Origin of the sequence: Bifidobacterium indicum (assembly GCF_036987015.1) — a bacterium.
GTDB classification, from domain to species: Bacteria; Actinomycetota; Actinomycetes; order Actinomycetales; family Bifidobacteriaceae; genus Bombiscardovia; species Bombiscardovia indica.
The window spans coordinates 748,799-761,899 of record NZ_BTXM01000001.1 but is presented as its reverse complement, the minus strand read 5'-3'; the positions used below and the strand labels follow the sequence as shown (position 1 = coordinate 761,899).

The following is a 13,101-nucleotide window of genomic DNA, read 5'->3' as shown; positions in this document are numbered from 1 at the left end:
CCACTCCCTGCGCCACACCTACCCCCCTGGCCATCAAGGCCGGCGCGGACGTGAAGACCCTTCAGGCAGTCCTGGGCCATGCCTCGGCCACCGAGACCCTGGACACCTACGCGGACCTATGGCCCAACCGCACCGGCGAGGTGGTGGAGGTGATCGGCCAGGATATCGCAATCTGACCGGCGGTACCTCTCTGCCGAGGACATATTGATAGGCAGTGTGTCTCAGAAAGGGCACCAAGACTTGCATGGCGCCTCTGCTCTTTATTGAACAGAAGCGCCATTGTGTTCACTTGATGCTCGCTGTTTCCTCTTTTTGCTTACTTGTGAGCTCTGTCCACTAGCAGTTGTGCGGTTCGGTACGTGCTGCATTATCGAATAAACCAATGCACACAACATGCCTGAATCAACGGTTGTTGCGAAAGATCCTGAGCCGTGATGAATCCTTGTTCGTTTTTGTCCACGAGGCAAAACCAACTTTTTCGTACATCAGTACTGCATGGTTATCCCGCTGCACCGCCAGGCTGACACGACGATATCGCTGTTCGATGCCTAGCCATTCCAGCATTGCCTGCATGGGTTGCATACCAATCCCTCTGTTTCGACATCCCGCCAGGACCGATATTGCAAATTCGAAAGTAGCGTTGTCAATGTTCCCACAACCGCTGATGATGCGTACCCAGCAGGCCCCTGATACGCACCCTGCCTCCTTCTAGGCCAGACAATAATCATCATCATACTTGCCAAAACCATCGGTGCGGACGCTGATATCTGGATCTCGTATGATGCTTTTGGGAAGAGGTTCATCTCCTGGACGCTGGGAAATCGCGTGTTAGAGAAAACCATCCAGCAACGCGGTTTCATTATCTTGCAGCGGTCTAATTGGCATTGTTCTCACTTTCACGTTCACGGCGACACACAGCTATAGCGGATATTGGGGTATCGGCGAGGGCCGAGGATGATGACCGGCCGCCCGCCTTCAATAATGAAATCCATTAAGTCTAAAGACTGTACTTTCGGGGCTGTATGCGCCCTGCCTGACGCGGTTCTGAAACCCTACCTGCAGGAAATCTTTGATTGCCTCGAAGACGGCGCTGTCTATCAGCCCGGGGCTGATTACTGATCAGTGGAGTTTTGTAAGCACAAGTACTAGAGTGCATAAACATTTTCGTGAAATGGGAGTTTCGACAAGAGGATTTTTGCATGTGCGTCGAAGCGAACACCTCCCCCCGTGTCCGCGTGACGGGCTGAGCATGGACTAAAGGCTCCTATCTTGGTGCATGCTTTTCCTTGCTTAAACGTTGGCGAGCAGCCTTGGCTGGTCGGGTTATCGGAAGTGCGGGCAGGAGTGCACCGGGAAGGCGAAAAACGTCGCCCTGCTTCACGTATGCGGTTTGCGTGCGTGAAGCAGGGCGACGTTTCTTGTGGCTCTATCTGCCGGTTGGCTATTCGCCGGACATGAAGGTTTGTACCATGTCGATGCGCTTGACCCGGCGGCTGACGAGCAGGGCCACTAGCAGGGAACAGCCGAGGGTGATCATGCTGGCCCAGCTCAGGTCGGTCCATGACAGCTTGGGGTCGAAGGCCAGGGTGGACGAGGCGACCGCTCCCAGGTAGATTTTGAGGAAGGCGATGGCCGCGGGGATGCCGACCAGCCAGCCGACCACCGCCAGCGAGCAGTTCTCCCTGAGCACCGACGAGCGGATCTCGGATCGCTTGAAGCCCAGGACCCTCATGGTGGCGTACTCGCGTTCCTCCTCCGAGTAGTTGAGCACGCCCAGGTTGTAGAGCACGACCAGGCCCAGGACCAGGGCCGCCAGTTTGAGCATGGCGAAGATGCCGGTGAACGAGGAGATGCTTTGGGTCAGGCCGTCCTTCTGCCGGTCGAAGTCGGTGACCCGCAGAACGCCGTCCACGTCCTTGATGTTCTGATCCTTGGCCTGCGGGCCCAGCAGGGCTGCTGTGGGCGTGAAGCTCTGCCCGAGGGTGTCGGTCCAGGTGCTCCTGGAGATGATCAGTCCCTGGCTGACCGGTGCGTAGGCGATGGCCTGGATGGGGATGCGCAGGTAGTCCTTGCCGGACGAGGTGCGGAAGGAGAGCTCGTCGCCGACTTTGAGGTGGAGGGCCTGTGCGGCCTGTTTGGTCAGTACGGCGCCCTGGTCGAGGTCGATGTCCTTTCCCTGGTCGTCGTGTATGGCCATGTACGAGCCTGGGCCCACCACGTTGAGCATGGCGCTCTGGCTGGTGTCATCGCGGTATTCCATGGGCCGTTCCTCGACCCATTGGACCTGCCCGTTCCGGTCTTTGTCCGAGCTGGCTGCGCTGGTGGAGGGGTCCATGGCGTGTTCGACCCGGTCTTGCACCTGCTTGGTCGCCGTGTCGTCGCGGGTGGCGTTCGGGTCGATCGTGGCCTTGGTCTGGTAGCTGTATTGGCCGCCGTAGAGCATGTCCGGCATGCCCTGGGCCACACTTTGGGCTCCGAAGCCCGCGCACAGTAGGACCATGCAGCCCAGTGAGCCCAGGAAGCCCATCAGGGTCCTGAGCTTCCCCTGGTGCATGTTGCGCAGGGTCCACCGCCAGTTGCCGGGGATGCGGCGCCATAGGGCGGACCAGTGTTCGATCAGCGGGCGCGGGTTGCTGCCGTTGGACTGGGCTGAGGTGTCGCTCAGCTCCATGGCGGGCGCACGCCTGAGGCTGGACCCGCAGGCGGCGACGGCAGCCAGGAAGCAGATCGCGACGAGCGCCGCGAGTACCATCCAGGAGACCGGTTTGACGCTGACCTGCCAGGAGGGCAGCCAGTAGCTGTCCTCGTACACGTGCAGGAGGACCTTGCTGACGGTGAACGGGGCGATCGCGAATCCCAGGGCGGCGCCCAGGCCGCAGACCAGCAGCCCGTATCTGCCGTAGTGGAGGCGGAGGGTATTCTTCGATATTCCCAGGGCCCTCATGCCGGCGATCTGCAGGCGTTGGACCCCGACCAGCCGGGTGATGGACGTGAGCATGGTTGACAGAGCCACCAAGGCGAATATGGCGGAAAACAAGGCCGATATCTTGACAACTTTATCAATCCGGCTCTGCAGGGAGTTGGTCTGCGGCCTGGAGTCCCGGGTGGAGAAGCTCACGAAGCGCTCTCCCAGGCGGGTGCGCAGATTGTCCTCCAGCGTCCGCACGCTGTCGTCCTTGTCCCCGCCGGACGGCGTGTTCAGACGCAGGCGCACCGTCGAATAGGAGTTCGCGTGATGCGGTGTTTGCAGGGAATCCAGGCCGGTGTAGGCGAAGCCGAGGCGGCTATGGTCGGGCACCGAGGTGTCGGGGTCGGCCGGGTACAGGTACTCGGAGGAATGGACCAGGCCCTGCACATGCCAGTGACTCGCGTGCCCGCGGATGGTCAGGTCGATCTCGTCGCCTGGTTTCCATCCACGGTCGTGGGCCAGGTCGGCGTCCAGCCAGATGTCCCTGGGGGCGCTGGCGTCGTTCGCGTCCCCGGTCTGGTCGGCCCGGAAGGCGGAGCCTTCGATACGGTCGAGCTTGGGGATGTCCGCCCGGTCCACGGCGTTGAGTTCGACGCTGGGGTCGTCGTGGCCCTCCGACGTGTCCTTGATGCTGGCGCTGGTGGTGATGCCGGCCTGCGCCTGGCTGACGGTGTCCATGCCGCGTATGGCGTCCAGGTCGTCATCGGTGATGTCCTTACCGGTCAGCCAGGCGTCAGCGGGGGCGCTGCTGGCGTTGTAGTCGTTCAGGGAGCGTTGCATGCCGTAGCCGGCGGAGGTGATGCCCACGAACACCAGCATGGTGAGCGCGGCCATCACGAAGACGGAGAGGAACTGCGCCCACTGGCTGCGGATGTCGCGCAGGGTTTTCTTGATCAGTATGCGGGTCACCATGGGATGGACTCCATATCTAGTGGTTTCAGGTTGTCTTGCGCCACGTCGTCCAAGTGGCGCTGCATGGCGTGGCTGGCGCAGGTGATGCCCGCGAATACCAGCATGGTGAGCGCTGCCATCACGAAGGGGGAGGGGGAGTGTGCCTATTTGTTGCGCGCGTCGTGCGTGCTTTCCTTAATGAGTATGCGGGTCACCATGAGATGGACTCCATGTCCACCGGCGCCGGGTTGTCCTCGATCTTGAGGATATGGCCGTCGCGCACATGGATGACCCGGTCGGCCGCGGGCGCGATGGCCGCGTTGTGGGTCACGATGACCACGGCCTTGTGGTTGAGCTTGGCCATGGACGCCAGCACGATCAGCACCTTCTTGCCGGTCTCGCTGTCCAGGGCCCCGGTGGGCTCGTCGCACAGCAGCAAGCGCGGGTTCTTGGCCAAGGCCCTGGCTATGGAGACGCGCTGCTGCTCGCCGCCGGAGAGCTGGGAGGGGAAGTTCCTGAACCGGTCCGCCAGACCGACGGATTCGAGGAGCAGGGCCGGCGCCAGGGGGTCGCCGCTCAGCCCGGCGGTCAGCTCCACGTTCTCCAAGGCGGTCAGATTGGGAATGAGGTTGTAGAACTGGAACACGAACCCCACCTGGGTGCGCCGGTAATGGGTCAGGCCCTTTTCCTTGAGCTGGCAGACGTCCTGCCCGTCCACCATGAGGGAGCCAGAGGTGGCGGAATCAATGCCGCCCAGGATGTTGAGCGTGGTGCTCTTGCCCGAGCCCGAGGGGCCCAGGATGATGGTCAGCTGCCCGTCCTCGATGGTGAAGTCCACCGAATCCAGAGCCTGTATCTTGGTGTCTCCGGCCGTATAGGCACGGCTGAGACCGCGCGCTTCTATGTAGGACATGTGTCCTGTTCCTTTCCTTGGGCCGCGACCGCTGTTTCACGGGTCATCTCGACCTGCCTGTGGTGCAGGTTTACAAGAAAGGAGTGGGAAGGAGCAGCCGTCGTGCCGCGGGTGATTCACCACGGTCGCCGTCTTGTCACCTCGGGAGAAGCTAGTCCTGGACCAATCCCAGCAGTTGCCGGACAAAAGTGCCCACCAGCATTTCGACCTGCTGGGCGGACTGCGAAACCGGGTCCCGCAGCTGCCGGCAGATGGTCGAAGTGCCGGTGCAGAGCAGGGCGGCCAAACCGCCGGGCCCCACCTGCCGACTCAACTGGGTGACCGGCAGGTCACCCTGATCCAAGGCTTTGGCCAGGGCTTGGGTCATGCTGGGCGTGATGCTGGACAGCAGGGCATCGACGAACAGCCTGTCGAACCTGCTTACCCAATCTTCCCGTTCGTTGGCGGAGGGGAAGAACTCTTTGAGATCTTCCCACGCCTGTCCCACGCACACCAGAACGTTGTCGATCATGTCTTGAGTACTCTGACCGTCATCGTCAAACACCGCGATGATGGACCTGGCATAGGACCCAATATAGCTGTCCATGCAGGCGTTAATCAGATCATCCTTGGAATCGAAATAGTAGTAGAACACACTGGGGGAGACCCCCTTGCCACCATTGGACGCCTTGATGACATCCCGTAGCGACGTGCCGTCCACACCATACTGTCCGAAGAGCTCAGTGGCCGTGTCGATGAATTCTTGGCGCTTCCTGAGGTTATCCTTCTTTCTCGCTGTCATGCAAACCATTATAGAACATGTTCTAGAGATTGACTGTAGAACGCCGTTCTATTCTTGTCAAATACGAAATATGACGGCGAGTTGCTTCGCGCTATCGCCTTGGATTCAAAGGTCTCCGGCGCATACGGGGGAAATCAGGGGGCTCCTTTTCGCGTCGAGAGTTTCCCGTGTCGCTCGGATCGGACGGCATGGAGTCGAGGCCAGGCTCGGCGAAGCGGTCGCACATCGAAGGGTTGGCAGGTTGCTCGGCAGGGAAAGCCCTGCTGAGTCTGGCACATGAACGAGTATCGAATCTGGACGATTGGCTGAGATTCTGATGGAAGCTGCTCAGAGATGGCTCTCGGGGATCTTGCATTATCGAGAATCAAGATGCTGCTATCGACATGAGCGCCACAGGGAACATCGGGCTAATCGTCTTCTGCGGTACTCATGATTTTGGGGAAAGCTGCTTCTGCTGTCGATCCTTTCCCGGGTTTAGCCGGTGTGCCGGCGATGAATCGGCAAAAGAAGGATTTCGTTACCGGAGTGGTCGGCTGCTTGTCTCGGCGCTTTCCGTGGCCGTTGCCGAATCTTGCGAGTTTTGACGCTAGCCAGGTATCCATGGCATGACATTGTTTGGCCTTGACTGCTCTTACGGGGCTGCCGCCCCGAACCCCGCCGAGCTGGATCAGCCCGACCATCCTGCTGCCGCACTGCTTGCGGTCGCGCGGCGACCGGAAACAGCTTGCACCTCAAAGTCGGGCCTGCATAGAGGGATGGTGGGGGTTGATAGTGTGCTGTTGGTGCACGCGCTACCGAATGAATAGAGCAACAAGAAGGGGACAAGATCTCAGTGCTTCCAACAAACCGATGGCGGCCTGTGCCGGGGGAGGCTTCACTGCCAGATGGGCAGTGTCCGCCAGTTGTCCGGGAAGCCCATGTGTTTCAGGGGGATGCTGGGGTAACGGTTCATCAGTCCCACGAAGTTGTTGCGCCAGTAGGTGTTGCCCAGCTGGTTCAGCAGGTAGTGCTCCATGGTCAGGAATCCCGCCGGGCCTTTTGACTCCGGCCGGCGGAAGGGCTCCCATTGGTTGCCCCACCAAGTGGCGTCGTTGGGGTAGAGCTTGGGCTTGATGGGTGTCATCTTGGGGTCGATGCAGTTCCAGAAGCGGTCGTGATGGGCGGTCTTGTTGCGGGCGATCCGAATGTTCTCAAGCCAGCCGCGCAGCAGTTTCTCGTTGCTGACGCCGGGCTTGTTGGGCATGATGCCCAGCTGCAATGCCAACTGCCGTTTGATCGAAGGGTCGGCGCCCTTGTAGAAGATCTTCTTGAAATCACCGTAGGACAGGCAGTCCACCAGCATCCAGATGGGCGGCAGCCGGAGTACGTGCTCTTGAAATGCCGCAGCTGGGGCAGCGACGACCGCTGGTAGTCGCTGGTGATATTGGTGATCGCGTTCCCGTGTTCCTCGGGGCTGAGTCCGGGCAGGCCATCCGGCACGGTGTAGCCGAACGGGCCCGTGGCCTTGGCCAGTTCTGATGCCATGTAGCTTTTGAGGTGGACCTCGATGCTGACGATGCCATCGAAGACGATGGTGCGCAGTTCCTGGTCGAACACGTAGCGTTCCCAGATGGAATCCCAGGATGTGTGGGGCAGGAAGGGCAGTTTGCGTTTCCTGCCGCCCGCCACGGGGGTGAGGAACGGATACCAGTAGCCCTTGATGCGGTAGTATCCGACCAGGTCTATGCACCCGGCAAGGTCCTGGGCGCCGATACCCGTCAGCCCGTTGTTCACAAGGAGCTGGGCCAGGTCCGTGGAGCTGTGGTACGGGTGGTTGGGGTATGGGGGCAGCTTGGCTACGGTTGTGGATGCCATGCCCCTTCCAGGCAAAAAAGCACCGCCATAGTATGCATTCCACCCCGAAAGGCAGTAGAGGCAGTGGCGGCTTCTAACAAGAATACTTTTCACATCATGCCGGCGCCGAGCGCAAAACCACGCATCTGGTTTACAGCTCACGGCTTAGGCTCCGCATACACGACGCTGAACGGGGTGTCGTCCTTTACCAGGCGCAGGGCCGTGGTCCGGGTGATGGCGTTCTCGATTTTCCGATTGTTGCCGATCACCGAGATCTCGCTGGACTGGTCGAACCGTGAGAGCGATCATAACTTGACAGACAAATACGCGACCTTCCAAGGCATGGCTCGTATAGAGAAGAAATTTTGCGACAAGCTCGGAAACACCAATCTCGAAACGATCGAGAAGAGCATTGATTATGGATCTGTCAAACAAGGCGATAATGCTTCACCTGCGGTACTCGTGACCGATGTCCTCATGGATCTAGGCCTCGTGCGTGAAAGCAACGCATGGAGAGTGGATCAGCACACTGTGAAGTCGGTAATCGAAGGGGGATTCCTTAAGGAATGGTCTGATTGTGTTGGTTTACGGGAACTGGTGAGTATAGCTCTTGGACAGAGGAATCGCTTTGACCCTTGCCGCTGTAAAACAGTTATTGGTATTGTTTCTGTTGTTTTGTCTTTGAGTTTCCGTAAAACGGGGCTGCATGCGATTGCGTGAAAAGCCTGAACTCGAGACCAGAGTACAGATATTGAAGGCTTATACCGATGAAACGAGCCTTGATGTAATCCGAGTTCCCTACATCTGCAGCAAAGAAATGACCCGTTCCACGGAACATGCATATCCATCAATCTGATGATCAATTGGCTGTTCTTGATAGAGCCGATCTCTTTATCACCCATGGAGGTATGCAGCGCTGATGAGGCCCTGTATTATCAGGTGCCCATGGTGGTGGTCCCCATGGCAGACGACCGGCCTGCAGTAGGAGCACGAATTGCTGAACTGGGATTGGGCACAGTCCTGGACCGCAAAGCAATCGATGGAACCTCACTGAGACAAACGGCTTCTGATGTCCTGGGGGATCAATCAATTGCAACAAATGTAAAGCAGTTCGGCGAAGACATGCGGAATTCCGGCGGAAACCGGCGAGTAATGGAAGATCTAAATAATCTGTTGAGAGACAAGAGAAAACATGCGCGATGAAGTTGGCTAATTAAAAATGCAGCACCGTCTTCATTGCCATCGGTCGGTATGGGATGACTGTTTTCCGCAATTCCCTTTATGCTCTTTCCTGATGTGTGTCTGCAAGGCCAGAATGTGTCTGGTTGTTTTGAAAATGCCCGACTGTCCATGGTTAAGTGGCGATTCTGCGGGTTTCAGATTCAAGTTAAGGGATAAAGGTTGCAGTCTTCCGGTTCACTTGAGTTCATGCTGTTCAGAGTGTGGACTCTGACTCGGATAAGGAACTTGTATCGAGTATTCTGCGATGCAATGTACAAGCTCTGTGCTTGGGCAAGTCTTATCAATTTGGGGTTCTTGATTCTGGCGAAATGGAGCATCGTCATGACAGATGAAGAACGTGAGGCTTTGGCTTTTCAGCGGAAGCGCAAGCAGAAGATTATCCGCCGGGTCGTGCTTATCGGTGGGGGAGTGCTGGTGTTCATTATCGGGAATTGGTCCTGGCTCATGAGCCTTTTGTGACGGTGCTTGGAAACCGCCGTGGAAGACTCAATGGGTGTCGCAGCGACGGGGGAGTTGCTGCGCGGCGTTCAGACCATGTGTGGCTTACCGGAATTTATTCAACCACACGGCCTTGGATGGCGGTTACGGGCGCTCTTTGCCGCATGGTTGCCGACTTCGAATCACACACAATTGGGAGGGCCATATTATGCCTGATTATGCCATTGAGGCCGAAGGGGTCAGTGTCAAGTACGGAGATTTTTCAGCGCTTAACGACTTGACTTTCCGCGCGGAAACCGGGAAGATCATCGGTCTGCTCGGACCGAATGGGGCCGGGAAATCGACTTTCGTCGATGTGGTCACCGGGGCGAGGCGGGTCGCGGGAGGGAGGATTCGGACGCTTGGTTTCGATCCCATAGCCGACGCCAGGCAGTTGCGTCCGAACATCGGCATAGTCCTGCAAAGCGCCGGCTTTCCCACGGGCATGAAGGTGAAGGACATCCTGTTCAGCTGGCGGCGCTACATCCCCTCGATGACGAAGCAGGATGTGCAGGAAATTGCGAAACGGGTGAACCTGTCCTACCTCATGGATAGGCCCCTCAGTTCCTTGTCGGGAGGCGAGAGCCGTAGGGTGGATATAGCGATCGCCCTGTACGGCGATCCCAAGTTGATCGTCCTTGACGAGCCGACGACCGGGCTGGACCCCATTTCCCGTGAAAACGTGTGGGACATCATCCGCCAGCAACGCGACAGCGGATCGACCGTGCTCCTGACCACGCATTACCTGGACGAGGTCGAGGCGTTGTCGGATTCGGTCAGCGTCATCAATCATGGTCATATCACCGCGTCCGGCACCGTGGACGAACTCGCAGCCTCGGTTCCCGCTCCACGACTGAGCTCCATAACCGCCGCCCCCGAGATCATGGACGGCTTGGGGAAGATCCTTCCGGCCGGCCGCGGTGCCGTGTACCGGCAAGGTCGCCTGGAGTGGCAGTCCGATAATCCCGCCGAAGATCTGGCCGCGATGTATCGCATGTGTTTCGAGCGGCAATGGGAGCTTCGTGATGTGCGTGTGGAAAAACCCTCTCTGAAAGCCGTGTATTCGTCGTTGGTCGAGTCCAAAGCCGCCCTGGCAGTCACAAAGGATTGAAGCTCGTGAACAATACCATTCTCCCCCAGTTCCATTTGCAGACGCTGAGCTTTCTGCGCAACTCCAAGACGGTCTTCTTCACCTTGGCCTTTCCCGTCGTCCTGGCCCTTCTGTTCGGCCTGGCCTATAAGGACGAGACCCTGCCGTTGGGCGGTGGAGTCTCCGTCCAGTTCCGGAGCTGGCTGGCCTTGGGGTTGACCTCCTACGTGGTCCTCATGGGCGGTTTCATCAAGGTCGCCGGCGACATAGCCTCCCAGCGCGACTCCGGTCTGCTCAAGAGGATCCGGCTCAGGGGTGAATCCGATGGTGCCGTCCTGTTCGGTTACGCCTTGTCGGGATTGGTCATCTCCCTGATCTGCGAGGCCATACTGCTCCTGTCCGCCGTCTTCTTCCTGGGGCTCAAGGCCCCGGCCAACATACCCGGCACGATCCTGGTGGCTCTCCTGGGCGCCGTCCTCTGCACCGTCATCGGTGTGGCCTATTCAGCCTTCATCCCCTCAGCCGATTCCTCTCAGATGATGCTCCTGGTGCCGACCCTGATCCTCATGTTCCTCTCCGGTGTCTTCGAACCCGCCTGGATCATCCCCGCATCCCTGCGGGACATCAGCCAGGTCTTCCCCGTTGGATATCTGGCTGATGCCATGCGTTCCATGTGGCTGGGGCAGGATTTCGCCCACGCGACCATGACGGCCAACGGCATGAACCTGGGCACCCACCAGGGGCTGGGCATCCTGGTCTCCCCGGGCCTGGCCGTCTGCTGCGTCTGGCTGCTGGTCTCGGTAGTCGTCTCCCTCAGATTCTTCCGCTGGGACGTGCGGTCCGGTCGTTGACAGGGATCAGAAATACCTTTCTTTGAGATACTGCACCGCAGAATTTCATCCTTCATATGCATTACTGCGGTGTTTCATTACTGGCAATAAGAGTTTTCAGATGTCTGCACTTCGCTGTCAATGGAGATTGGCGTTTCAGCAGGTTTTCCATTGCTGGTGCCGTATCTTGGTATTGGATGCGCTTCCGCTCTGCGATCTGCATGGCTGTGGCTCTTGAGCGTTATGTGGTCTAACCGTCGTATGGTGCCGGGAGTCGTACCGTTGCAATTGTCTTCAGTGATGCAATTGTTGCCAAATCAGCCATACGAAGCATGATAACTGTCATTATCACTCAAGTGAAGCTCACAGAGGATGTGCGATTGCTCGGGTGTGTTTTTGTCATACCTCATGCAAACCGTTCGTGGATTCTCGTATAACATGTTTCACAACAAGGGATCAGGTAGCAACAACTCGCCATTTCCCGAGTAACTGTATCCTCCGTGTTGCTCTAAAAGAGTCCCGGCGAAGATTAATGCCAGCAGTGGGGACTCCATGCTGTCGTATCCGCCAATATCGTGTGACCACAGGTCTTTCCTTCCTTGGCAGAGAGCAACAGTGGTTTTCCATGTCATGTTGCCAACATGGAGAGGACGTTCCGCGTAAAGACTGTAGTCTTCATTGGCTCGGGAGAGTCGTCGAGTTGCAACCGGGTCTACCGTGCGTGTCGCCTCCCATTTGTGGAATACCCCAAGATTGTGTTTGCTCCATGCTTTTTGATATAACGCGCAATCCGCAATGTCCTGATGAATCGACATATCAATCAGTCATAGATCGAATTATCTACCACAAGGGCGTGGCGATCACTGGAAGAATAAATGGTACCCATCTCCTCTTTCGGCAGGAGAACCGTTGCTTCAATAACGCCTTTTGCAGTTCGGACCATCCCTCATCCGAACCTGTCGAGGTGCTTAAGTCCACAAATTCGCCTTTGCTCCCACCCCTGTCTTTCTGGGGTCTGTGATGTAGCCGTCAATATAGTCTCTCTAGGGGCTCAAATCCTGACATGCCTGTACTCCACAGCATCATTCTTTTGTGGAATCTGAAATGAGTTCAGAATGCCTTGATTGGTGAGTAGAGGACATGCTCAACGGTCTCAGAGACAGAAGTGTATTTCTTGGCGAGCGTCAAGATCAATTGTCGCTGGTTCTTGCCTGGCAAAGCGAGTTCGAGTTTTGCCCGATGGGCAGCCTGACCTAGCCGGGCATATTTCGGGCACATTGATACACTAACGTACCCGTTTCAGCTCGTATCAGTTAGTACTTGGAATGTGCTTGTACCGGCAGTATTCCAGTCGTCATTAGCAACAGTTAAGGGCAGCTAGCATGTACACGTACAGCAGCCTTCTCAACAGCAGGTTGCAGGTTCGAATCCTGTCTGGTTCACCACACGAAAGCCCTACAGCCACAAAGGCTACAGGGCTTTTCCATTACCCACGGCCGTACACCCGGAAGACGGTTTTGTGTGACATTCGGGTAACAAAGTCACCGTAAAAGCAAAGCCCCATCGAGGCAAGGCTGAAGTGATTTCGGAGGCTGAACGTAGTTTTCCGGTAGACCTTGCTGTATATTGATTTCTTCGCGTTCTTCACCCAGCCAATGCCTTTCCTCCCAGCCCGAGATGAGTGTCTTCTTCACCTGCCGCTTCCATTTGCCGTCGGCCTAGCGCTGATGGAACGCTTCGCACTCGGTGTGCGCATACCGAGTCACAATTGAATTCTTACGGTAGATTGGCATGCACCTGGTTATTGTGAAACCGGTGACCTGATACCTTGCTATCGGTCACGTCACTTATGAGGTGTTTTTGGACGAATACCAACATTGGGAGAAACAGGATGAGCGTAGTACTTAGTCATTGAGCAAAAACGGGTAAACCGGAAAAACGGGTTCGAGACCTATGAGGAGCTGGATAGATGATACCGGACATAGAGCCCGGTGGCTTTTTGCCTGTCGACAGGTATAGCTGCAGCTCTGACAAGGTGAGAACTCGTTGTTGATTCCGACAGCTATGCTGAGTCGG

Annotated in this window: 8 protein-coding genes and 2 pseudogenes; 5 read left to right on the top strand and 5 right to left on the bottom strand. The window is 57.3% G+C overall.

All coding sequences use genetic code 11. The features are described 5' to 3' along the window. Positions 1-50: 50 nt before the first annotated feature. Positions 51-176 carry a hypothetical protein gene (locus tag AACP59_RS03305; protein ID WP_339349848.1) on the top strand — a complete coding sequence of 42 codons (126 nt, stop codon included), beginning with the start codon at positions 51-53 and terminating at the stop codon, positions 174-176. 226 nt (positions 177-402) lie between these two features. Here the strand turns inward: AACP59_RS03305 and AACP59_RS03300 are convergent. From AACP59_RS03300 to AACP59_RS03280, 5 genes and pseudogenes are all read right to left on the bottom strand, one after another. Continuing rightward, positions 403-684, bottom strand: a pseudogene (locus AACP59_RS03300) (GNAT family N-acetyltransferase); the annotation flags it as partial. A gap of 757 nt (positions 685-1,441) precedes the next feature. Further along, the gene (locus tag AACP59_RS03295; protein WP_339351145.1) at positions 1,442-3,880 is read right to left on the bottom strand and encodes an ABC transporter permease; all 2,439 of its coding nucleotides are present in this window, start codon (positions 3,878-3,880) and stop codon (positions 1,442-1,444) included. Positions 3,881-4,070: 190 nt separating this feature from the next. Continuing rightward, complete coding sequence (locus AACP59_RS03290; RefSeq protein WP_339349844.1) at positions 4,071-4,772, bottom strand: ABC transporter ATP-binding protein; 702 nt, start codon at positions 4,770-4,772, stop codon at positions 4,071-4,073. A 151-nt stretch (positions 4,773-4,923) separates the two neighbouring features. After that, the gene (locus tag AACP59_RS03285; RefSeq protein ID WP_339349842.1) at positions 4,924-5,553 is read right to left on the bottom strand and encodes a TetR/AcrR family transcriptional regulator; all 630 of its coding nucleotides are present in this window, start codon (positions 5,551-5,553) and stop codon (positions 4,924-4,926) included. 874 nt (positions 5,554-6,427) lie between these two features. Next, a pseudogene (locus tag AACP59_RS03280) lies at positions 6,428-7,407 on the bottom strand (Abi family protein). 63 nt (positions 7,408-7,470) lie between these two features. Between AACP59_RS03280 and AACP59_RS03275 the strand changes: the two are divergent. The 4 genes from AACP59_RS03275 to AACP59_RS03260 all read left to right on the top strand — a co-directional run bounded on the left by AACP59_RS03275 (position 7,471) and on the right by AACP59_RS03260 (position 11,046). Beyond that, complete coding sequence (locus AACP59_RS03275) at positions 7,471-8,106, top strand: hypothetical protein (protein ID WP_339349841.1); 636 nt, start codon at positions 7,471-7,473, stop codon at positions 8,104-8,106. A gap of 843 nt (positions 8,107-8,949) precedes the next feature. Further along, entirely contained in the window at positions 8,950-9,087 is a 138-nt protein-coding gene (locus AACP59_RS03270) for a hypothetical protein (RefSeq protein ID WP_339349840.1), read from the top strand. Positions 9,088-9,274: 187 nt separating this feature from the next. Next, complete coding sequence (locus tag AACP59_RS03265) at positions 9,275-10,216, top strand: ABC transporter ATP-binding protein (protein WP_339349838.1); 942 nt, start codon at positions 9,275-9,277, stop codon at positions 10,214-10,216. Positions 10,217-10,221: 5 nt separating this feature from the next. Continuing rightward, positions 10,222-11,046, top strand: coding sequence for an ABC transporter permease (locus tag AACP59_RS03260; RefSeq protein WP_339349837.1), 825 nt, complete (start codon positions 10,222-10,224; stop codon positions 11,044-11,046). Positions 11,047-13,101 lie beyond the last annotated feature (2,055 nt).